General features: G+C 32.7%; 26 protein-coding genes and 1 pseudogene. 10 read left to right on the top strand and 17 right to left on the bottom strand.

Translation table 11 applies throughout. From position 1 onward, the window contains the following. The first annotated feature begins 111 nt into the window (after positions 1-111). From C7H52_RS02120 to C7H52_RS02130, 3 genes are read left to right on the top strand one after another with little or no spacing between them, the layout of a single operon-like run. Positions 112-591 (top strand): GNAT family N-acetyltransferase, encoded by a 480-nt coding sequence (locus tag C7H52_RS02120; RefSeq protein WP_106462235.1) that lies wholly within the window; start codon positions 112-114, stop codon positions 589-591. Then, a complete protein-coding gene (locus tag C7H52_RS02125) occupies positions 591-1,841 on the top strand; it encodes an aspartate kinase (protein ID WP_106462236.1) in 1,251 nt (416 codons plus the stop codon). Before C7H52_RS02120 ends, C7H52_RS02125 begins: the two co-directional genes overlap by 1 nt. A 9-nt stretch (positions 1,842-1,850) precedes the next feature. Further along, positions 1,851-3,662, top strand: coding sequence for a GNAT family N-acyltransferase (locus tag C7H52_RS02130; protein WP_106462237.1), 1,812 nt, complete (start codon positions 1,851-1,853; stop codon positions 3,660-3,662). 34 nt (positions 3,663-3,696) lie between these two features. Here the strand turns inward: C7H52_RS02130 and C7H52_RS02135 are convergent, their stop codons facing one another. Then, positions 3,697-4,080 (bottom strand): VOC family protein, encoded by a 384-nt coding sequence (locus C7H52_RS02135; RefSeq protein ID WP_106462238.1) that lies wholly within the window; start codon positions 4,078-4,080, stop codon positions 3,697-3,699. Positions 4,081-4,143: 63 nt separating this feature from the next. On the opposite strand from C7H52_RS02135, the gene C7H52_RS02140 reads away from it, so the two are divergent. Continuing rightward, the gene (locus C7H52_RS02140; RefSeq protein ID WP_106462239.1) at positions 4,144-4,761 is read left to right on the top strand and encodes a DNA-3-methyladenine glycosylase family protein; all 618 of its coding nucleotides are present in this window, start codon (positions 4,144-4,146) and stop codon (positions 4,759-4,761) included. 1 nt (position 4,762) lies between these two features. Here the strand turns inward: C7H52_RS02140 and C7H52_RS02145 are convergent, their stop codons facing one another. From C7H52_RS02145 to C7H52_RS02165, 5 genes are all read right to left on the bottom strand, one after another. Next, complete coding sequence (locus tag C7H52_RS02145; protein WP_106462240.1) at positions 4,763-5,218, bottom strand: DUF1801 domain-containing protein; 456 nt, start codon at positions 5,216-5,218, stop codon at positions 4,763-4,765. A gap of 12 nt (positions 5,219-5,230) precedes the next feature. Beyond that, a complete protein-coding gene (locus C7H52_RS02150) occupies positions 5,231-6,175 on the bottom strand; it encodes a 2-hydroxyacid dehydrogenase (RefSeq protein WP_106462241.1) in 945 nt (314 codons plus the stop codon). 237 nt (positions 6,176-6,412) lie between these two features. Further along, positions 6,413-7,786 (bottom strand): magnesium transporter, encoded by a 1,374-nt coding sequence (gene mgtE, locus C7H52_RS02155; RefSeq protein WP_106462242.1) that lies wholly within the window; start codon positions 7,784-7,786, stop codon positions 6,413-6,415. Between the two features lie 14 nt (positions 7,787-7,800). Continuing rightward, positions 7,801-8,658, bottom strand: a complete 858-nt coding sequence (gene rsmA, locus C7H52_RS02160) for a 16S rRNA (adenine(1518)-N(6)/adenine(1519)-N(6))-dimethyltransferase RsmA (RefSeq protein ID WP_106462243.1) — start codon at positions 8,656-8,658, stop codon at positions 7,801-7,803. A gap of 27 nt (positions 8,659-8,685) precedes the next feature. Next, positions 8,686-9,012 (bottom strand): DUF4286 family protein, encoded by a 327-nt coding sequence (locus C7H52_RS02165; RefSeq protein WP_106462244.1) that lies wholly within the window; start codon positions 9,010-9,012, stop codon positions 8,686-8,688. A gap of 205 nt (positions 9,013-9,217) precedes the next feature. Between C7H52_RS02165 and C7H52_RS02170 the strand changes: the two genes are divergently transcribed. Further along, positions 9,218-9,808 (top strand): hypothetical protein, encoded by a 591-nt coding sequence (locus C7H52_RS02170; protein WP_106462245.1) that lies wholly within the window; start codon positions 9,218-9,220, stop codon positions 9,806-9,808. 46 nt (positions 9,809-9,854) lie between these two features. Here the strand turns inward: C7H52_RS02170 and C7H52_RS02175 are convergent, their stop codons facing one another. The 5 genes from C7H52_RS02175 to C7H52_RS02195 form a co-directional block, all read right to left on the bottom strand. Beyond that, positions 9,855-11,633 (bottom strand): tetratricopeptide repeat protein, encoded by a 1,779-nt coding sequence (locus C7H52_RS02175; protein WP_106462246.1) that lies wholly within the window; start codon positions 11,631-11,633, stop codon positions 9,855-9,857. An 88-nt stretch (positions 11,634-11,721) separates the two neighbouring features. Further along, complete coding sequence (gene serS, locus C7H52_RS02180; RefSeq protein ID WP_106463058.1) at positions 11,722-12,993, bottom strand: serine--tRNA ligase; 1,272 nt, start codon at positions 12,991-12,993, stop codon at positions 11,722-11,724. Positions 12,994-13,170: 177 nt separating this feature from the next. Then, complete coding sequence (locus C7H52_RS02185) at positions 13,171-14,481, bottom strand: HTTM domain-containing protein (RefSeq protein ID WP_106462247.1); 1,311 nt, start codon at positions 14,479-14,481, stop codon at positions 13,171-13,173. Beyond that, positions 14,471-15,367, bottom strand: coding sequence for a bifunctional riboflavin kinase/FAD synthetase (locus tag C7H52_RS02190; protein WP_245918520.1), 897 nt, complete (start codon positions 15,365-15,367; stop codon positions 14,471-14,473). Before C7H52_RS02190 ends, C7H52_RS02185 begins: the two co-directional genes overlap by 11 nt. Before the next feature lie 82 nt (positions 15,368-15,449). Beyond that, complete coding sequence (locus C7H52_RS02195; RefSeq protein ID WP_245918521.1) at positions 15,450-15,950, bottom strand: hypothetical protein; 501 nt, start codon at positions 15,948-15,950, stop codon at positions 15,450-15,452. 109 nt (positions 15,951-16,059) lie between these two features. Here C7H52_RS02195 and greA point away from each other — a divergent pair, with 109 nt between their 5' ends. Both greA and C7H52_RS02205 read left to right on the top strand, forming a co-directional pair. Beyond that, a complete protein-coding gene (greA, locus tag C7H52_RS02200) occupies positions 16,060-16,533 on the top strand; it encodes a transcription elongation factor GreA (RefSeq protein WP_106462249.1) in 474 nt (157 codons plus the stop codon). Positions 16,534-16,535: 2 nt separating this feature from the next. After that, on the top strand, positions 16,536-16,925 hold the full coding sequence (locus C7H52_RS02205; RefSeq protein WP_106462250.1) for an HIT family protein: 390 nt from the start codon (positions 16,536-16,538) through the stop codon (positions 16,923-16,925). Here the strand turns inward: C7H52_RS02205 and C7H52_RS02210 are convergent. After that, positions 16,920-18,071: a sensor histidine kinase gene (locus tag C7H52_RS02210; RefSeq protein WP_106462251.1), complete on the bottom strand. Its 1,152-nt coding sequence runs from the start codon at positions 18,069-18,071 to the stop codon at positions 16,920-16,922. The genes C7H52_RS02205 and C7H52_RS02210 overlap by 6 nt on opposite strands. Before the next feature lie 123 nt (positions 18,072-18,194). On the opposite strand from C7H52_RS02210, the gene C7H52_RS02215 reads away from it, so the two are divergent. The 3 genes from C7H52_RS02215 to aat all read left to right on the top strand — a co-directional run bounded on the left by C7H52_RS02215 (position 18,195) and on the right by aat (position 20,135). Further along, entirely contained in the window at positions 18,195-19,040 is an 846-nt protein-coding gene (locus C7H52_RS02215) for a flavin reductase family protein (protein ID WP_106462252.1), read from the top strand. Positions 19,041-19,067: 27 nt separating this feature from the next. Continuing rightward, a complete protein-coding gene (locus C7H52_RS02220) occupies positions 19,068-19,436 on the top strand; it encodes a DUF3127 domain-containing protein (protein WP_106462253.1) in 369 nt (122 codons plus the stop codon). Positions 19,437-19,502: 66 nt separating this feature from the next. After that, positions 19,503-20,135, top strand: coding sequence for a leucyl/phenylalanyl-tRNA--protein transferase (gene aat, locus C7H52_RS02225; protein ID WP_106462254.1), 633 nt, complete (start codon positions 19,503-19,505; stop codon positions 20,133-20,135). Positions 20,136-20,159: 24 nt separating this feature from the next. Here the strand turns inward: aat and C7H52_RS13520 are convergent, their stop codons facing one another. From C7H52_RS13520 to C7H52_RS02240, 5 genes and pseudogenes are all read right to left on the bottom strand, one after another. Beyond that, a complete protein-coding gene (locus C7H52_RS13520) occupies positions 20,160-20,408 on the bottom strand; it encodes a hypothetical protein (RefSeq protein WP_221405027.1) in 249 nt (82 codons plus the stop codon). A gap of 294 nt (positions 20,409-20,702) precedes the next feature. Beyond that, positions 20,703-20,972, bottom strand: a pseudogene (locus C7H52_RS13580) (hypothetical protein); the annotation flags it as partial. Next, positions 20,945-21,118 (bottom strand): hypothetical protein, encoded by a 174-nt coding sequence (locus tag C7H52_RS13395; protein ID WP_181256199.1) that lies wholly within the window; start codon positions 21,116-21,118, stop codon positions 20,945-20,947. The pseudogene C7H52_RS13580 and the gene C7H52_RS13395, both read right to left, overlap by 28 nt. Positions 21,119-21,277: 159 nt before the next feature. After that, on the bottom strand, positions 21,278-22,003 hold the full coding sequence (locus C7H52_RS02235) for a hypothetical protein (RefSeq protein ID WP_106462256.1): 726 nt from the start codon (positions 22,001-22,003) through the stop codon (positions 21,278-21,280). 170 nt (positions 22,004-22,173) lie between these two features. Next, positions 22,174-22,737, bottom strand: coding sequence for a DNA-3-methyladenine glycosylase I (locus C7H52_RS02240; protein ID WP_106462257.1), 564 nt, complete (start codon positions 22,735-22,737; stop codon positions 22,174-22,176). Between the last annotated feature and the right edge of the window lie 7 nt (positions 22,738-22,744).

The following is a 22,744-nucleotide window of genomic DNA, read 5'->3' on the forward strand; positions in this document are numbered from 1 at the left end:
TTTTTACCTTACAAATATCGTATAAAATTTAAGGACTACATCGTTTTCGTAACATAAAAAAGACTTGTACTATTAAACTTAAAATTTATCTTTGGTAGAAATACCACAATTATGGATTTTAATATACGTTTAGCTACTAAAAGTGATATGTCTTCAGTTTTAGATCATATAAATGCTTTGGCTATTTATGAAAAAGAACCAGATGCTGTTTTAGTTACCGTAGAAGAGTTACAAGAAAATGGCTTTGGAGAAAATCCATTATTTACGTGTTTTGTTGCTGAACATGAAAACAACATTATTGGTATTGCTTTATGTTATTTACGATTTTCTACCTGGAAAGGTAAAACATTACATTTAGAAGATTTAATTGTGAGCGAATCTTACCGAGGTTCTGGAGCAGGCGGCAAATTATTAGATGAAGTTATTAAGCTTGGACATTCTTTAAAGGTTCGAAGAATTTGCTGGGAAGTTTTAGACTGGAACACTAATGCTATAGCGTTTTATGAGAAAAAAGGTGCTGCTATTTTAAAAGAATGGTATCTAGCTCAAATGGATGAAAAAGCAATTTCTAATTATATTAAATCGATATAATGCAAATATTTAAATTTGGTGGTGCATCGGTTAAAGATGCTAATGGTGTAAAAAATTTAGCGCATGTTTTAGAAACTGTTGGGTATAACAATACTCTTATAGTAGTTTCTGCAATGGGTAAAACCACAAATGCTTTGGAAGTCATTATAGATCATTATTTTAATGATCCAGAGCAATTACAAGCAGCATTAAATGATTTATTTACATATCATAATGATATTTTAAAAGATTTGTTTGAAAATGAAAATCATTCCGCTTTTAACCAATTAAAATCGTGGATTAATGATCTTCAATTGTTTTTGAAACAAAACAAATCGCCAAATTATAATTTTGTTTATGATCAGGTGGTTTGCTTTGGTGAGCTTATTTCTACGTCTATTATAAGTGCTTATCTTAACGAGAAAAATTTTACAAACCAATGGGTAGATGTAAGAACACTCTTAAAAACAGATGATTTTTACCGAAGAGCAAATATCGATTGGGATGTGACGCAACAACAAATTTCAGCGACACTTAAAAAAAACACCTTATATATCACTCAAGGTTTTTTAGCGAGCGATAAAAATAATTTCACCACGACACTAGGTCGTGAAGGAAGCGATTATACTGCAGCCATATTAGCTTATGCTTTAAATGCGACAAGTGTAACTATTTGGAAAGATGTTTCTGGTGTCTTAAACGCAGACCCAAGATATTTTACAGATGCGCAATTATTAGAACATATTTCTTATACAGAAGCTATTGAACTAGCATTTTATGGCGCATCCGTTATTCACCCTAAAACATTACAGCCTCTCCAACAAAAGGAAATTCCTTTACATGTAAAATCGTTTTTAAACCCAGAAGCTAGTGGCACTTTAGTTAATAAAACTGAAGGTATAACACCTCAATTGCCGTGTTTTATTTTAAAAAAACATCAGGTTCTGGTATCTATTTCTACTTTAGATTTTTCTTATATTGTAGAAGAAAACATAAGTGAAATTTTTAATTTATTAGCCTTACATAAAATGAAGGTAGATGTTATCCAAAATTCTGCGATAAGTTTTTCGGTGTGTTTTGACAATACTTTTAATAACCTAGAGGCGTTATTATTACAATTAAAAGCTAAATTTAAAGTAACTTGCCACGAAAACGTAAACCTGTTTACCGTTAGGCATTTTAACACTCAGGTTATAAACGAATTAGAAAAAAATAAAACAGTATTATTAAAACAACAGTTTCAGGAAACTGTTCAAATTGTTTGTCAATAACTATAAATTATGGGATTAGTATCTGCTAAGGAAGTCGCAAATGCTATAAATCTGGGGAAATATGGATTTATAGGCACTTTTATAGGATGGATATTAATGAAGGTATTAAAAATATCTACGTTAAATGCCATTTACAATCGTAACAAACATTTAAAAGATCTTACCTTTTTAAATAGTCTATTGGAAGAATTTGATATTAAATTCGAAATTCCTGAAGAAGATTTAAAACGTTTACCAAAAGATGGTGCATACATTACTATTTCCAATCATCCGCTTGGTGGTATAGATGGTATTTTACTTTTAAAGTTAATGCTTGAACAACGCGAAGATTTTAAAATTATAGCCAACTTTTTATTACACAGAATAGAGCCTTTAAAGCCTTATGTAATGCCTGTAAATCCTTTTGAAGATCATAAGGATGCTAAATCAAGTATTGCTGGCTTTAAAAATGCCATTACTCATTTAAGAAATGGTCACCCACTTGGTATTTTCCCTGCCGGAGAAGTTTCTACTTACAGAGATGGAAAATTAGTGGTCGACAAACCTTGGGAAGAAGCTGCTATGAAACTGGTACAAAAAGCTAACGTACCCGTGGTTCCTATTTATTTTCATGCGAAAAACAGTCCGCTTTTTTACAAATTATCTAAAATTAGTGACATTTTTAGGACTGCTAAATTACCTTCAGAATTACTTACCCAAAAGCGTCGCGTGATAAAGGTTAGAATTGGTAAGCCTATCTCTGTTGCCGACCAGAATGAGCACACTAATTTAAATAGTTTTACAGATTTTATACGTAAAAAAACGTATATGTTGGCTAACTCGTTTGCGCCTAAAGAGAAAATAATAGATACAATTTCACAAAGTTTAAAAACCATAAAACCTCCAAAAAAAATAGTTACGCCTATAGCAAAGGAAACAATGATTAGTGAGGTTAATGCTTTAAGAGAGAGCGATGGTAAACTTTTAACTAGCAAAAATTATGAAGTCTATTTAGGTACTGCTGCTCAAATTCCAAATATTTTACAGGAAATTGGACGACTAAGAGAGATTACGTTCCGTGAAGTAGGTGAAGGTACTAACGAGGCTACCGATTTGGATAAATTTGATATGTATTACCACCATATGTTTTTATGGGATAGTGATACAGAACAAATTGCAGGAGCTTACAGAATGGGACTTGGCGCACAAATTTTTAAACGCTTTGGAATAGACGGGTTTTATCTTCAAGATTTATTCCGTTTTGAGCCGGAGCTTTATAAAATGATGAGCGAGTCTATAGAAATGGGACGTGCGTTCATTATAAAAGAGTATCAGCAAAAACCAATGCCTTTATTTTTACTATGGAAAGGTATTGTAAATATTACCTTACGTTATCCAGAACATAAATTTTTAATTGGCGGGGTAAGTATTAGTAATCAGTTTTCAAATTTCTCGAAATCTCTTATGATTGAGTTTATGAAATCACATTACTACGATCCATATTTGGCGCAATATGTTCATCCTAAAAAAGAATTTAAAGTCAAGCTAAACGATGCTGATAAAGACTTTGTATTTGATGCTACAGAAGCCGATTTAAATAAATTTGATAAGATCATTGACGAAATAGAGCCTGGTGCATTACGCCTACCTGTTTTACTTAAAAAATACATTAAGCAAAATGCACGTCTGGTTGCTTTTAATGTTGACCCTTTATTTAACAATGCAGTAGACGGTTTAATGTATATTAAAATTGCAGATCTTCCAGAAAGTACGGTAAGACCTGTTATGGAGGAATTTCAAGCTGAGCTAGAGGAAAAACTATCGGGTTCTAACGACAATTAAAACTAGTCTGTTTATTGTAAATCTATTTTAAGTTTTATAAGATATTGTCTATAGGCTCCCAAAGTTCTATTTTACGACCTTCATTATCTAAAATCCAACCGAATTTTCCGTAGCTGTATTCTTCCATTTTACCTACAATGGTAACACCTTCATTTTTTAAAGTCTCAAGAAGCTCTACCAGATTTTCTACGCGGTAATTAAACATAAAATCTTCTTTTGAAGGCTCAAAATAGGTAGTATCGTCTTTAAAAGGACTCCATTGTGTTGTTGCTTCATCACCATTATCCTTCTTCCATCTAAAAGTTGCTCCATAATCATCGGTATGAAAACCTAAATGTTTTTGATACCAGTCTTTTGAAGCTTTTGGGTCTTTAGATTTAAAAAATACGCCACCTATTCCTGTAACTCGATTTTTCATGTTGTTATAATTTTAAATAAATATATTAAAACTTATATTGAACTTCCTATTATTGAAGCTGAAATGACACCTATTGTAAATTCTACAGACATCCATAAACTTATTGCGTTAGATCCTGTTTTTAAATCTATTTATGAAACCCATGGAACTCCTGAAAATTACGAAAGAGCTGAAGGTTTTGAAACACTTTGCCGAATTATTTTAGAACAACAAGTCAGTTTAGCATCTGCTAAAGCACACTATTTAAAACTAAAAAATCATATAAGCATTTATACGCCAGAACAGCTTTTAAAATTAAGTGATGTCGAATTTAAAAACTGTTTTATAAGCAAGCAAAAAGCCACTTATTTAAGAGCATTATCTAATGCTATACTAACAAATCAAATAGATTTAAGTTTATTAAGCAGTCTAAGCGAAGCTGAAATTAGATTACAATTAACGGCAATAAAAGGAATTGGAAGCTGGACTGCAGATGTTTATTTAATGTTCTGTTTACAACACAAAAATATATTTCCTATTGGTGATATTGCTATACGACAAAGTATAAAAACCTTATATCAAATTGAAGATAGAGAAGTTATGATACAACGTGCTGAAACGTGGAAACCCTACCAATCTCTTGCTTGTTATTTTTTGTGGCATTTTTATTTAAAATCCCGTAATAGACCCGTTATTACATAATTTATTTCTTAATGGCTTTCTCATAAATTTCTATCCACTCATTTACGGTTAATTTTTTACACAACTCGCCAATAAGTTCTAAAGGAATGTCATCCATTTTTTTAAAACGTACACAACTTTTACCCATATCTAATTTGCGTTTACTGTGTTTTGGAAATTCTGCCACAAACCAATCATGAATTTCCGGAACTGCGTAGATGCCTGAATGGTATAAATTCACAGAGTTTTTTTGAGACGCAAAACTCATAAATGGCAAAGGTTCTTTAGTGTTACAATGGTAACCATCTGGATATATGGAATGAGGCACATAATAACCAATCATACCATACTGCATACCTTCCTCAAACCCTTCTGGTAAATTTGTATTGATTACTTGTCTAAGCTGATTTAAATAAGCTTGCCTTTCTTCGGGTGCTTCTGCTATATATTGTTCTGGAGTTGTTGCTTTTGATGTCATTTTATTTTCAATTTAAGATGAACAAAATTCCGCTTTAATTTTATCTACTATGGTTTGAGCCAGTTTTTCTTTACTTTCTATAGTCCAACCTGCTACGTGTGGTGTTAACAAAACATTTTCAGCTTCAATAAGATATTGAAAGGCGTCTGGTAAGTTCTTGTCTGTAAACATGTTTTCAAACGAAGATTTTTCGTACTCTAAGACATCTAAACCTGCGCCTAAAACTTTTCCATTTTTTAAAGCTGAAACTAGATCTTTAGTCATTACACTTTTACCTCTTGCCGTATTTATAAGCCAAAATGGTTTTTTAAAGGCGTTTATAAATTCAGCATTTATCATGTTTATAGTTAATGATGTTTCTGGCGTGTGAAGACTTAACACATCTGCTTTGTCTTGTAATTCTTCCAAGCTTACTTGTTTTGCGTTTTGGTCTCCAACATTTGGTTTTAAGTCGTAGCACAAGACCTCAACATCAAAACCACGTAGTTTTTTTGCAAACGCTTTACCCATATTTCCATAACCAATTAAACCAACCGTTTTTCCGTCTAATTCTAAACCACGACTATCTTCTCTTAACCATTTGCCTTGACGCACTTCTTTATCTGCTTTATTAAGTTTATTAAATAAGCTTAATAACATTGCTAAACTATGCTCGCCTACTGCATTACGATTGCCTTCTGGTGATGCAATTAGAGCAATGCCTTTTTCTTGCGCATAATTACCATCTATATTTTCTAATCCTGCGCCAACGCGACCAATAAATTTAAGATTAACTGCTGCATCTAAAAAAGTTTTATCGATACTAAAACGGCTACGTATAATAATACCATCATAGTCTTTAATTATTTTTAAGATAGCTTCTTTAGGTGATGTATAATCGGTATGATTCTCGAAGCCTAATGCATTTAATTGCTGTAGCATAAGCTCATGATTGGAATCGATATGAAGAATTTTCATTACTTATTTCTAATTTTATTGGTTTAAAGTTAATGAAATTAAGGTGTTTTTTAGGTAAGGGTTTATAATTTTAAAAAATTCTAGATACATTTTGCTCCTACCTCAAAAAACGCTCGAACTGACAGTAAAACTCTTGTTGTTGCGTTAGCGATTGGAATGGCATCCTTTTTTTGCTTTGAGAAATGGCAAAAAAAGATAGAATGGAAAGCGCGACCTGAAAGGTAACGCCCTAATTATTTAAAAGCCTAAAATACATTTAGCAATTAGAAAGTAGATTAATATCCCAAATACATCGTTGCTAGTTGTTATGAATGGTCCTGTTGCTACTGCGGGATCGATGCCTCTTTTATCTAAAAATATTGGGATAAAGGTTCCTATTAAAGCTGCCATTACGATAACACTTATTAAAGCGATACCTATAGTGATAGACACAATATATGGGGTTCCAAATACAAAATGTGTAACCAATAAAGCTATACATGCTATGGCAACACCATTTACCAAGCCTAATAAAAATTCTTTAAATAACTGATTTAAAATATTACCGTCAATGGTTCCGTTTGCTAATCCTTGCACCATAATGGCAGACGACTGTACACCAACATTTCCTGCGGTTGCTTGAATTAATGGCACGAAACTTAATAAGACAATAAAGTCTCCCATACTACCATTAAACTGCTCTATGATACTGGCTGCACCCAAACCACCAAACATTCCTATTAATAACCATGGAAGTCGGGCTTTGGTAAGTTTTAAGATACTATCATCTGCCTCGACATCTTGCGAGATACCTGCTGCCATTTGGTAATCTTTATCGGCTTCTTCACGAATGACATCGACAATATCATCAATAGTAATACGTCCTAAAAGGATTTTATTATGGTCTATTACAGGTATAGCTTCCAAATCGTATTTTGCCATAACTTTGGCAACGTCTTCAGAATCTTCGTTAACGTACACACTGTCTACGTTAGATATATATATTTCGGTTATTTTTTGTTTGCTTTTTGCTGTAACCAAATCTTTTAAAGACAAGCGACCAATAAGTTGGTCCTGATTATTTACCACATAAATAGAATGTACTCTTTTTACGTCTTCTGCCTGTGTTCTAATTTCTGTAATACATTGCTCTACGGTCCAATCTTCATAAACGCGCACCAGCTCTTTTGCCATTAAACCACCTGCAGTATCCTCGTCATACGCTAAAAGCTCCTGAATTTCTGCTTTGTGCTCTAAATCTTCTATTTGGCTAATAACTTGCTCTTGGCGTTCTTCGGAAAGTTCGGCTAATATATCGGCTGCATCATCGGTATCCAGCTCGCCAATTTCTTCGGCAATTTCTTTAGCCGATAATTGTTTTAATATTTTCTCACGAACGTCCTCATCAACTTCCATAAGGATTTCTGATGTGGTTTCAGAATCCAAAAGTTTTATGACATAAATAGCCTGCTCTAAGTCGACCTCATCTAAAATTTCGGCAATATCGGCATAGTGAAATTCCTGTAGTAACTCCTGTAAGGCAACATCATTTTGGTTTTCGATATAAGCAATAACCTCTTGAGTTAACTCTTTGGTTAACTGAAACGATGTATTTTGGTTTTCTGTGCTCAAATCTTTTAGAAATTTTAGAGATTTAGATCTTTTTGAATGTTTACGGTTAAATCGATAAACATTTGAACCGATAGCTGTTCTGGTCTTTGCCCAAATATAGCATCTTCTCTTAAATTATCGCTTAATTCCATTGTTTTTAAACTATTTCTTAACGTTTTACGACGTTGTTGAAATGCTAGTTTAACCACTCTAAAAAACAACTTTTCGTCGCAAGGTAAGCTATAATCTGTTTTACGTGTTAAACGCAACACGCCAGAATCTACTTTTGGTGGCGGATTAAACACATTAGGTGGCACCGTAAACAAGTATTCTGCAGTATAAAATGCCTGAGCTAAAACCGATAATATTCCGTAAACTTTTGAACCTTCTTTACTACAAATACGCTCTGCAACTTCTTTTTGGAACATTCCTGTAAATTCCGGAATCTGGTCTCTAAGTTCTAAGGTTTTAAATACAATTTGTGTTGAAATATTATAAGGAAAATTTCCTGTTATGGCAAATGGCTCTTCTGCAAACACCTCACTAACGTCGTATTTTAAAAAGTCTTTTTCAATAATACGAGGCGCTAAGCTTAAGTAGTTACTTTTTAAATAGTCTACCGATTCTGTGTCGATCTCTACCACATAAGTTTCAAAATCTTTATTTTGAAGTAAGTATTTGGTTAAAACGCCCATTCCTGGACCTATTTCCAACACTTTTTTATAACCCTTACCGGTAAGTGTCTCTGCAATACGTTGTGCTACGGTTTCATCTTCCAAAAAGTGCTGCCCTAAAAACTTTTTAGCTTTAACCAAATTTGGATCTTGTGGTTTTTTTGCGTTCGATTTCTCGTAGCTTTTTCCCGATGCTTTTTTAAAGTTTTTCTTAGCCATTTTTGTGATGTTTAAATATAAGTATGCTTATTTAAAGTCTACTTTATACGTGTCTATTACTTCCAACTCGGTTCTAAACGCCAGCATTTTATCGCCAAAACGTTTTAATCCATCTGTTTTTAAATTCTCTGCATCGTCTCGATAATAGGCGTCTAATGCTTCTCTGGAATAAGATTTATATTGAATGGAATAGGTTTGTCCGCCCATTTCTTCTTCTACCAAAACTTTTGTCATTAGCGCACTTTCAAATTTCCCTGTAGAAAGTACTTGTGGAATATGTTCTTTAATCCAAATTAACCATTCGTCATGAACTTCATTAGCTATATTTACTGTAACGTTATATATAATTTGCATGCTATAATATTTTACTGCTGCAAAGGTAGTATTTATGTTTGGGTTATAAGAGTTTTAAAAAGCTTAGATAAGCTCAAAGACAAATTTATATTTAAACACTAATTTCTTGTTTAAGTAATTAAGGATAGATTATTTTTGCACTTATCAGAATATAAAATAATTGAATTAAGTATTTATTCCTGTCCTTATCACAAATTATAATGCTATGAAGCGTATATTATTATTGTTACTATTAACTACTTTTTTGACAAAACCTTGTTGGTCCCAAACAGAAGAAGATAAAAAAATTACATTTTTTAATATTACAAAAGTTTCTTATTCATCTTTACATAAAGCGAGAGCTGATCGATTTGTAGAAGGTGAAGGTAATTTCATTACAGATGTTAACGACTCTGGTTCTATTTGGGGTCTTAACACGGTAACTGGTGTGTTTTTATTTAAAAAGTTAAGTTTAGGCGTTGGTTTAGGTTTGGATGGTTATAGCGACCCAAATTTAAATACCATGCCTGCTTATTTTGATTTGCGTTACTATTTAAAAGAACAAAAACGAGGCTTAAATACTTATATAAATATTGGTCCAGCAATAAATCCTTTTGGAGAAAACTCTAGATTAAGAAAAGGAACCATTCTAAATTTGGGAGCTGGTTATGTTATTGAAGCTGGAGAATCTACCAATTTAATAGTAGATATATTTTACAACCATAAAACACTAAGCTTAACACCAGAAAAATTAAAAGATACCGACACTACAATCGTATTAGACGCGTTTGGTTTTGGAATAGGTATTGTTTTTTAAATAATATTATCATAATTTAAGGTCTCGCTTAAAGGTGAGACCTTTTTTATTGCAAGTTATCGCCCCTTAACGTTCTGTATTTTTTTCTTGCTTCAGTAAAGTAAATACTATCGTCGTGTTCAAAAATGATGGTTTCAAAGCCTTTTTTAGCTTCATCTGGATTATTTAATTGGTTTAATTGAAGCATAGCCAAAGCAAAAATGGCATCGTCTGCCAAAATACTGTCTTTATAGTTTGTTATTAAAGTGATATAATTTTCTTTCGCTTTTTCAAAATTTAATTGCTTTTCATAAAGCTGTGCTTGTTTTAAAAGAACTTGAGCGATAATGCTTTTAGTCTTATGCTCTTGCTTTATAGTTTCCAAAAGTGAAATTGCTCCTTCGGTTTTATTTTGAAACGCCATTAAATCGGCTTTTGCGTATTGAGTTAATGCCACTTGCAAGCTGTCTTCTTGTCTGTTGTCGCTTATTAACAATTTTAAATCTAAAGCGTCGTTTGCGGTTAATTGCGATACAGAGGATTTTAAGATTTTTAACTGACTTTCCGCCCAATCGAAATCGCCTTTATAATAACTAGCTTTGGCAACTTTAAAACGTGCCACCTGAGAAAGTGTACTGTTTTTTAAAGTTTTTTGAACCTGAGAATAATAAATTAAAGCTTCGTTAAAACGTTCTTCAAACACTAGAATATCGCCTAATTCAATCTTAATCTCTGCCTTTTTGGGCTCTGAAACTCTTAAGTCTAATGATTCTTTTAAAACTGAAATGGCTTTGTTGGTATCTTTTAAATAGAATGCTAAAAAGTGAGCGTAACTCACAGTTAAGTCTATACTTTCCGAGGTTTTACCATAAGTTTTTAACAAAGATTCATAAATGTTATTAATCTCATCATAATCTTTTACCGTAGCTGTTTGTGTTTTTATTTCTAATATGCGCTGATTGGCAAATAACAACAATGCAGGATTTTGTGCATTTTCTATTACATAATTAAAAATCTCTAGAGCCTTGCTATAGACCTCATCGATTTTAGCAGTTTCTGCCAAATCGACCAATCGTGTCAAATCCTGTTGCGGATCTCTTTTAAACAAAGCCTTCTCTTGCGCAAATGCTTTATCGTACTGTTTTTGTTGCACAAATAACCAGCTCAACATATCACTCCAATATAAGTCTGGTTGACTTTGTATACGCTTTAACAACACTTTACGCAGTAAAGTATTATTAACATCATCTGGGTTTTCGCTTATAAATTCCCCAATAAATCGCTTTATGGCATCTCGACTACCTTCATTAGTTAATCCAAAGTTTAAATAACTATTAAACATTTGGTCAATCTGACCTTTTTCGCCATAAATTGCGGCTAATTGCATATTAAACTCTATAGCAGGTTCAATTTGCATGGCCAGCTCATAAGTTGCAATAGCTTCATCTAACAACGAGTATTCCTGAAATTTCCGACCAACACCATAAGCATAGTTGGCGCGCTCGTTAATGGAGATTATTGCCAAATCATAATTTTTTTGAGCGTTTAAAGTATCCTTTTGGAGTTGATAATTATACCCCAACTCAACGTAATTCACGGGATACTGAGAAATTTTAAGTCGTTCTTTTAGTACAGTTTCTGCAGTAGTATAGTCTTCCAATTGCTGGTAACAGGTAACTAACTGGGATACATAATAAGAGTTGGTTGGTTTTTCTTCATGAAGTTTTTTGTAAATCACCAAAGCCTTTTCAAAAGCGCCATTATTTATGTATTCTCTTGCCAGTAAGTCATCCTGTGCCTGCACATAAAAGGAACAACTAAATAAAAGAATTAAAAACCAACGCATAACAATCTGTTTTGATGTAAATATAACAACTCTATTGCAAAAAAAATGCCCGATTGTAATCGGGCATTTATAATTTATGAATATCGCTTTAATTTATCATCTCAAAACCACAATAAGGCACCAACACTTTTGGTACTTTAATCCCTTCTGGTGTTTGGTAATTTTCTAAAATACTTGCTAAAATACGTGGTAATGCTAAAGAACTTCCGTTTAAAGTATGTGCTAGTTCATTTTTACCATCGCTATTTTTAAAACGTAGTTTTAAACGGTTGGCTTGAAAGGTTTCAAAATTAGACACACTAGACACTTCTAACCATTTCTCTTGTGCTGTAGAAAACACCTCAAAATCGTAAGTTAATGCCGATGCAAAAGTTACATCGCCACCACAAAGCGTTAAAATACGGTAAGGTAATTCTAATTCTTTTAAAATACCTTGTATGTGTGCGACCATACCATCTAAAGCTTTGTAAGAATTTTCCGGATGCTCTACACGAATAATTTCTACTTTGTCAAACTGATGTAAACGATTTAAACCACGCACATGTGCTCCATAACTTCCCGCTTCACGTCTAAAACAAGGCGTGTAACCTGTAATGGTAATTGGCAAATCGCTTTCATTTAATAAGGTGTCTCTAAAAAGATTAGTTCCAGGCACCTCAGCTGTTGGGATAAGGTACAAGTTATCTTCAGTCACGTGGTACATTTGACCTTCTTTGTCTGGTAATTGTCCTGTACCAATTCCAGAAGCTTCGTTAATTAAGTGAGGTAATTGGTACTCGGTATATCCTGCTTTGGTATTTTTATCTAAAAAATAAGCAATTAAAGCACGTTGTAAACGCGCCCCTTTACCAATATATACAGGAAATCCAGCTCCGGTAATTTTATTACCCAACTCAAAATCTATAATATTATAATCTTTAACCAGTTCCCAATGTGGTTTTGCATTTTCGTGTAGTATAGGGAAATCGCCTTCTCTAAATGTCTCTACATTATCCGCATCACTATTTCCTGCTGGCACCTTTTCATTTGGAACATTAGGTATTTTGTATAAAAGTTGTGTTAACGCATCTGCCGTTTCATTTAAGAGATCTCCTAACGTCTTAGACTGCTCTTTTAATTCGCCTGTTTTAGTTTTTAATGCATTAGCTTCATCTGCTTTACCAGACTTATATAACGCTCCAATGTCTTTAGAAATTTTATTAGATTCTGCTAAAACACCATCTAACTCTGCCTGAATAGATCGGCGTTTTTCATCTAACACTAAAACCTCTTCAATTAAAGGTTTTGCGTCTAAATTTCTTATGGCAAGACGTGCCACAACAGCATCTTTATTTTCTCTAATAAATGGAACTTGTAACATAGTATATATTTTGGCGTTACCTTTCAGGTCAGGCTTTCGCAACTCGCTTTTTAGTTATAATTTCTTTAAAAGAATAACTAAAAGAGCTCAAACATATTGCTCAATCCTTAACGCTTTAAGGTTTCATATAATTTGCTGTAAAAATAGAAAGATTTATCGTGTTTTGGCTATAAAAATTTAATTAGATGGTAAGAGCCATGTAGTATGTGAGAAATAGCTCCAGTCTTGGGCAGCCAAATCGACCTCCGGATTTATAAGTTGCTTATAAGGTTTCCCATTTACGCTTACAAGACAGTTTACATAAACCGATATATCCTGTCCTTTTTCTTTGTAAATACGCTTTAAGCGTTGCGAAAACTGCCAGATCACATCTGGTTTTGTACTCGCTAAACGCTGTTGTTTTTTTGTAAGATACTCATCTAAATTTACGTTAAACGATTCTTTTGTGGTATGATTTACAATTTTGTAAGACGTACTTCCACTTTTAGAACGCAACATCATACGCCATGACAAGCGATGCCCTTCTTCAGTCCATAATACATCATCTGGTATAACATGGTGTCGCAATGGTAACAGTATTTGAACCACAAAGTAAACAGCACTCACACCAACAAGTAAAGGCTTGTAGGATGGGATAATTACATCGTTGCCTGTATATAATGGCTTGCGCTTTAAAAACCAGCGGTTAATTTTTTCAGCTTCAAAAAAGAACAAACTAAACGCTAAAGCTAAATATGGAAATATCCCTACCTGAAACACAATAGAGTTAAACATATGGAAAAAAATAGAAGCAAAAAATGCTATTTTTCGCGTACGTTTCCATAGTAATAATGGTATAATTAATCCATCGTACAAAATACCACCATAGGCTACTAAATAAGGAATAAAATCATTTTGTAAAAACGACCCAATTACTGGGTAATTCCTTTTACTTTCCATAAGTAATTTTGGAGTACTTAAATCTAACCAATCTGGATAGATTTTAGCAACCGATGCGTAAGTGTAAACAATAAATAACTGAAGCACAAAAATCCACTTACACCATGCAGGCATTTGTATAGATTTTATACTCGGGTTAAGTTTTGCATCTAGAGAAGCAAACCTATGTGCTGGTAAAATGGCCATAATAGCACAAAGCAAAATAAGTAAGTAGTAGTGGTTATTGTAAGAAGATTTCTGCATAAAGTAAACACCACACCACATTAATGTAAAACTAATAATACTTACCCGATATTTATAGCCTAGCATTATGCCCAAACCAAAAATACCCATTACAAAATAATAGTAGTACATAAGGTCGCCAGGTAAAGGCTGTAAAAAATCGAAACCAATAAAATTAAAAGTAAAGTCGGGATCAATTAATGTGCGTTTAACCCAGCCAGTAAATATTGCCCCTACAGATTCCAAGAAACACAACAGCCCAAAAATAATTCGAAAAACTACAAGTGCAGAATTGTCTATTTGTTTAAAAAGAAATCTATTTAACATTATTAATAAAATCTAGAGTAAACTTCTGGTCTATTGCTATTTGAGCTTTAAGATCGGATAAGGTATTAAATTTAATTTCATTTCTAATCCGCTTTATAAGCTCTACTTGAAGTGATTTATTATAAAGGTCGTCCTTAAAGTTTAAAAAATGAACCTCAATAGTTTTGTGCTGTCCATTAACGGTAGGATTAAAACCTATATTCATCATACCATAAACTTCGTTGTTATTAATTGTAGATTTTACAATATACACTCCATTTTTTGGAATAAGCTTATAATCTTCTTCAATCTGTAAGTTAGCGGTAGGATAGTTTATAGTTTTCCCTATTCCTTTTCCTTTTACCACTATACCGCTAAGCATAAATTTATAATTTAAAAACGTATTAGCGGTTTCTATATCTCCTTCTTGTAAAGCAGTTCTAATTTTTGTAGAACTTACAGCAACATCATCTACATCTTGCGCAGAGATTTCTTCTACAGTAAAATTATAGACTTCTCCAAACTTTTTTAAATCGTCTATATTGGCATTTCGGTTTCTACCGAAATGATGGTCATAGCCAATAATAACATGTTTGGCTTGTAATTGTTGTACTAAAATTTGTTCTACAAATTCTTCAGCAGTTAATCTGGAAAAAGCTTTGGTAAATGGATTAACAACCAATTTTGATAAGCCAAAAGATTTTAAAATTGCTTCTTTCTCTTCAATAGTGTTAATTAATTTAATATTAGCATCTTTTTGAAGTACCATTCTTGGGTGCGGAAAAAAAGTAAGAACTACAGATTCTAACTGTCTGGATTTAGCTTCTGCAACCAACCTTTTAATTATTTTTTGATGTCCAAGGTGGACTCCATCAAATGTGCCAATAGTAACAACAGTTGGTCCCAATATATTAGTTTTTGTTTACAGAATTTAATTGAAGTGCTTCACACAAAAGTAAAAAAAATGTTGCGGTATTTGGTTTTTAATCCTAATTATTAAACACACGGATAATATTTCCACTAACCTCTACAGAATAACGTTTTAAAGGAAATTGAGAATTTGTTCCATTTAAAGCCAAACCGGTTACAATACTAAAGCTCTTTTCATCATCACAATTGCACGTTGCTGCACCTTGACTAACACTAAGGTTTGAGCAATCTGATAAAGGGTGACTAGGATCACTAAGTTCAAAAGCACTATAGTTGATGCCACCTGCATAATACACCACCACGCCATTTATACCATAAGTATTACCTAAAACCACAGAGTTCCCTGCAAATTGCATTTGATTATACTGTGGTAAGTTGGTATTTATTAATCCTCCAGTATCGAATGCCACATTTGGTATGTTTTGATTTTGAAGATCATCGTTATTATCATCATCCTTTTTACATGATGTTGCTAATCCAACAAATAAAACGACCATTAAAAAATGTTTAAGACTCATAGTTCTTTTTTCTTTGCAATTTAACACAAAAAGTGATTTCATGTAATTATTTTATATATTTGTAATCAATCTCGTTTGCGCGAGATTTTTTGCGTTTAACCTTAAATTATTATTTATTTGGGTAGGACGCTAATATTTAAACGAAAAAAATATGAGTAACGTATCTTATTATACACCAGAAGGTTTAAAAAAACTTAGAGATGAGCTTAGGCATCTTAAAGATGTTGAGCGTGTAAAAGCATCTGACGCTATAGCTGAAGCAAGAGATAAAGGTGATTTAAGTGAAAATGCAGAGTATGATGCTGCAAAAGAAGCACAAGGCATGCTGGAAATGCGTATCTCTAAATTAGAAGAAGCTCTAGCTGGTGCTAGAATTATAGACGAATCTAAACTAGACACCTCAAAAGTCTTAGTGCTTTCTAAGGTTAAGATTAAAAACCAAACTAACGGAGCAGAGATGCTTTATACTTTAGTTGCAGATGGTGAAGCCGATTTAGCATCTGGAAAAATATCGGTAAACTCTCCTATAGGCAAAGGTTTATTAGGTAAAAGTGTTGGTGATGTAGCCGAGATTAGTGTTCCAAGTGGTGTTATGAAATTTGATATTATTGAAATCTCACGTTAATTATGTCTAGTATTTTCACAAAAATTATTTCTGGTGAAATCCCTTCTTACAAAGTCGCAGAAACAGAAGATTTTTTAGCGTTTTTGGATATTAATCCTAATGCTAAAGGACATACACTTTGTATCCCTAAAAAAGAAGTTGATAAATTATTCGATTTAGATGAAGCTTCCTATACAAAATTACTTCAGTTTTCTAGAAAAGTAGCTATAGCTATAGAAAAAGCTATAGAATGTAAACGTGTTGGCATGACAGTTATTGGTTTAGAAGTCCCACATGCACATGTTCATCTTATTCCATTAAACACTATGGATAATGCTCGCTTTATCGAGAAAGTTAAACTAAGCCCTGAAGAATTTGAGGCTATTGCAAAAGCAATAAACAGCTATTTATAGACTTTTGTAAGAGATTTTAAATGTTGTACCTTTATTAATCTCAGAATGTTCTACTTTGATTTTCCCATCATGAAAATCTTCCACAATACGCTTGGTTAAAGATAAGCCCAAACCCCAACCTCTTTTTTTGGTAGTGTAACCAGGCTCGAAAATTTTAGTAAATTTATTTTTCTCAATACCTTTTCCAGTGTCGGATATAGTGATATATACATGATGCTCTAGCTGCCATAGTTTTAAATGAAGTTTTCCTTTACCTTTCATAGCATCAACGCCATTTTTTACGAGATTCTCTATAGTCCAGCTGTGTAATTGTTCGTTAAGATTAACTATAATGGGATGTTCTGGAACTTCAATAGTAAACTCTACCAATTTAGATAATCTTGAAGTTAAATAAATAAACGTTTGTTCTGTTTGCTGTACAATATCTAAACCTTCTAAAGTTGGTAAAGAACCTATTTTACTAAAGCGCTCTGTTATGGTTTGTAATCGGCTGATATCCTTCTCCATTTCTTCTACATAAGACTGGTCAATCTGTTCTGTTTTTAAAATTTCCATCCAACCAATTAGAGAGGATAATGGTGTCCCAATCTGGTGCGCGGTTTCTTTTGCCATTCCAGACCACAATTTATTTTGCTCTGCGGTTTTAGAACTTTTATAAAAGAAATAGGCTACCGCTGCAAACAAGAAAATAATTAAAAGTAGTGCTAACGGATAGTATTTAAGTTTGTTTAATGTGTCTGAATTTCCGTAGTAAATAGTACCATAAAAATTATCTCCATATTTAACTTCTATAGGAGAATTTTCAGATGTAAATTGGTTCTGAAGTTTCTCAAGATACTTATCGACATCACTTACCATGGTGGTGTCTATATTTTTTAAATTAATTAAGTCTTTATTTTCTCCAATCATAATCATTGGAGTTGTAGAAGTCGTATCCAGCAATATCATAGAAGTTACTGGATTAACATCACTATCCAAATCGTTAAGACTTTTTATAAAATCGCTTTGAGCAGCAGACCAGCTTTGCATTTTAACCCGTTCGTCTACTTTAAATTTTTGGAAAAAGGCATAGGTATTCCACAAAATAAGTGAAATAACTAAAAAAGAACTTATAATAATAATCCACCTAAAAAATGTTCTATTCATAGAAATTAAATAAACTTTCTGTGTTCAATATAATGCAAATCTGTTAATAATATTGTGTTTAACTCTTCGTAATTCATTTTTAAGACCAAGACATAATAACTACCTTTGTAAAAATACCATTTTATGAAATCTTTTGCACCAAAAGACCTAACAACTCCTCAGTTACACAGCTATTTACTAAGTGCAGTTGCACCTAGACCAATTGCTTTTGCAAGCACTATAGATGCAGAAGGTAAACCTAACCTTTCGCCATTTAGTTTTTTTAATGTGTTTAGTGCAAATCCGCCTATATTAATATTCTCTCCAGCCAGACGTGTAAGAGATAATACCACTAAACATACACTAGAAAATGTGGAGGCCGTAAAAGAAGTGGTCATTAATGTGGTAAATCATGACATTGTACAGCAAATGTCTTTAAGCAGTACAGAATATGCTTTAGGTGTTAACGAGTTTACTAAGGCTGGTTTAACTATGCTTAAAAGTGATGTGGTTAAACCCTTTAGAGTAGCCGAAAGTCCTGTACAAATGGAATGTAAGGTAAATGAAATTGTAAAATTAGGAACCGAAGGTGGCGCAGGAAACTTAATTATTTGTGAAGTGGTTAAAATGCATATTAACGAGGCTGTTTTAGATGATAATGGCGCCATAGACCAAGTTAAATTAGATTTGGTATCTCGTGCAGGCGGCAGTTTTTACAGCAGAGCAAAATCTGGTTTTTTTGAAATTCCAAAACCACTAAGCACTTTAGGTATTGGGGTAGATGCATTGCCAGAAGACATTAGAAACAGTACCATTTTATCTGGAAACGATTTAGGATTGTTAGCAAATGTTGAAAAATTACCTTCTAAAAACGAAATAAAAGCCTTTAATTGCGGCTTTAAAAATCAAACTGAAAAGCATCAAGAAGCCAAAAGACTTCTGGAATCTGAAATGGTTACCGAAGCCTGGTTAACACTGCTTTCAGAATAAATAAGACGAATACTAATAATAGATATAATGGAAGTACAAGGAAAAATTAAAATGATTGGAGAAACTGAAACTGTTGGTAACAATGGTTTTAGAAAAAGAGATGTTGTTGTAACTACAGAAGAGCAATACCCACAACACATATCTGTACAATTTGTACAGGATAAAACAGATCTTTTAAACAACTATCAAGTTGGTCAAGATGTTAAGGTAAGTATTAATTTAAGAGGAAGAGAATGGACAAGCCCTCAAGGCGAAACCAAATATTTTAACACCATACAAGGTTGGAGAATTGAAAGCGTGCAAGCTAATGCACCACAAGGTCAAACACCTCCACCACAAGCTTTCGAGCCAGCAACCGATTTAAATGAAGAAGATCACGACGATTTACCGTTTTAATCTTTACAATGTTATAAATTACACAAGCCTCAATAGTTTTCTATTGAGGTTTTTTTATCTTTAAAAATGATTTATTTACGTCCAGAAGATGACTTTCCAGAACTTTCTCAAGCCACAAAAGATGGTTTGTTGGCTATTGGCGGCAATTTAACTTCTAGCAGATTAATTAGTGCTTACCAAAAAGGTATTTTCCCTTGGTTTGAAGATGATGAGCAACTATTGTGGTGGTCTCCAGACCCACGATTTGTACTTTTTCCTGAAGAATTGAAAGTCTCTAAAAGCATGAAACAGTTTTTAAAAAACTGCAATCTTGAAGTCACCATAAATAAAGATTTCAATGCAGTAATTACAGCTTGTTCTAAAATAAACCGACCAGGTCAAGAAGGCACTTGGATTACAATAGGCATGATTAAAGCTTATACAGAATTGCATGAGCTAGGTTTTGCTACCTCGGTAGAAGTTTGGCAAGAAGACAGTCTAGTCGCTGGTTTGTATGGTGTCGACTTAAATAATGGTGTGTTTTGTGGCGAAAGTATGTTTAGCACCATAAGTAATGGCAGTAAAGCTGGCTTTATAACGTTTATACAAAACACCAATTACAAATTAATAGATTGCCAAGTCTACACCAACCATTTAGAAAGTCTTGGCGCTAGAGATATTTCTAGAGAGGCGTTTTTGAAGTTCTTAATTAAGGATTAGTATATAAATTAAGTTTTTTATTACTTATATTCTGGTGTTGGGTAACGTTTTTATTCTTTCAAGTTCTTCGGTAAATAGAAAGCCCGATTCAAACGAACCTTCCGTAATTATTTTTTTCTGTTTCGGACAATATGTGAAAAACGTATATTCAAAATCTAAATCTTTACACCAATAGCCAACCATTATTACATATTCACTATTTTTATGTCTAATATGAACATTAATTGGAATACTAATAACTTGAACTAAAACTTGGTCAGATTTATTAGACATCGAATATTTTTTACCCAAAGAATCATCAAAAAATCTAAATTTATAATCGCTCACAACTTGTTCTACATTGTAAATGTCAATTATAAAAGAAACTTTGTCAGCAGGAATAACTGACTCATTTCGGATTCTAACTTCAATTTCATCAGAAGTTCTGTCTTTATCAGAAATACTTATGTCAGCTATTAATTTGGGCTTTCTACGTTTATCAAATAATGCCTGAACTATTCCGTGAGGTGCTGGTTTAGCTTCTCTTTCAAGTCGTATGTAATATTTTCCATCTGCAGAGCTTTGATGTGGTGGAATTGAACTTTGTGAAACATCAATTAAGAAAATTCCTCCTTCCTCTGTTATAAATTCTACTATTTTTAAATCAGTTGGTATTGGTGTAATGTTTGATGCTATTTTTTGATAAATCCAATCTTTATTTCTGAAATTTGAATAAGTTAAATCTCCTTCGCATATTGTGATTTCATTTTTATTTCGTTTTTCTCTTCGTTCTCGAGGTGAACCAATAATTAATAGACCACCTTCAGTATTTAAAAAAAAGCTGTAATCTCTTTGTATACATCTATAATCTCTACATTACCACTTTTAAATTCTAATACAGAGGTTTCCTCTTGAGGGGTAGAAAAAAAACTTTTAATATCTTCCAAAGTAATTTCTTCTCTGTCTTTATTGAAAATATTAAGTATGTAGTTTGAATTATTCATTGTTCTTTCTAAATGTTACCCAACGTTCTCGTATAAGAATAGTTGCGGTTTTGTATGCGAGGATTTTCCCCAGGAAAATCGGACGTAACAAAATTGCAACTACCTTTGGTTAAGCACTAATGTAGCAATTATTTTTATACATTGTTGGCAACTGGCTTTTTACATAAATGTCAATAACATTCTAATTTGAGAATTTACTAAATCACGTATATAAATTGCAAGCCATCTTTGTGTTTCTTCTCCGAAATGAGCTTCACTAAATTGATTTCTCGTTCTGTCAACAGTGTGAGTTATATTACTTAATAAGGATAAAGCTTCGTCGGGATAATTTTTAATATTTTGTCGTAAGTAAGTTCTAATAATTCTTGCTAATCTAATAATTTCATTTACGCTACTTTGGTCAGGTATATTTGCGTTAACAAAAGATTTAAAAAAACCTTCAAGACAAGTATAACTTAAGGTCGTTGCTCTTTCATAATTTCCTTGTGAAATCGAATTATCAATTTCACTTAAATATCTTGTCAACCTTTCAGCGTTCCATAATTCTTCTGCTATTACGGCATTAGGTACAACGTTGGCTCCATTTAGTAATTCTCTTATTCTTTGAATATTATCATTTTCTTTATTTTCTAAATCCTCTATTATAGAATTTATTATTCCGATTTGAATATCAGGACTAAAGCTTTCTAAAATTTCTAAATAATAATCCTTCCGACTTTTTAATTCGTTTTTTGACCTCATTATGTCAATATATTGAGGATAAGTTGGATGACTTTCATCGAATTCTCTAACCTTTTCTATAAATCTTTTACCAGAAAAATAATCAGGATTTTCTTGAATATTAATTAATGGAAAAAGTAGGTTGTAAATTCTAATTAAGTTCATTGATGATTATGTTTTCAGCTTGTTGTACAACTCGTTATATCACAACTTTTATTACCGATATCGCGTTAAATTTTAGGGCTATCGAAATGTTATGATTACTGTTATCTTGTAAATATAGTTTTTTAAAACAGTTCCCAAAAGACTATTTTTTAACTTATTTACATAAAAAATTAAACCTCGTGGTATCTAAAACAATCAACTTCGTGGTCGTTAACCATACCGGTAGCTTGCATGTGTGCATAAATAACAGTTGAGCCTACAAATTTAAATCCGCGTTTTTTTAAGTCTTTACTTATAGCATCGCTAATTGGTGTATTAGCTGGTGCTTCTTTATAATTTTCAACCTTATTTTTAATAGGTTTTCCGTTTACAAACGCCCAGATATAGTTTGAAAATGAACCAAACTCTTCTTGTATTTTTATAAAGTTTTGCGCGTTTGTAACTGCCGATTTTATCTTCAACTTATTTCTAATAATACTGGCGTTGTTTTGTAGTTCGTTAAGTTTATCTTCTGTGTAATGAGCTATTTTTTTATAGTCAAATCCATCAAACGCAGCTCTAAAATTTTCGCGTTTACGCAAAATAGTAATCCAACTTAAACCAGCTTGAAAGGTTTCTAAAATTAAAAATTCAAACAAAGTGGCATCATCATAAACGGGTTTTCCCCATTCTTGATCATGATAGGCTTCATATAAATCATCGCCAATACACCAACCACATCTATGCTTTTTCATATTTATA

This window comes from Aurantibacter aestuarii (assembly GCF_003008425.1).
GTDB lineage: Bacteria > Bacteroidota > Bacteroidia > Flavobacteriales > Flavobacteriaceae > Aurantibacter > Aurantibacter aestuarii.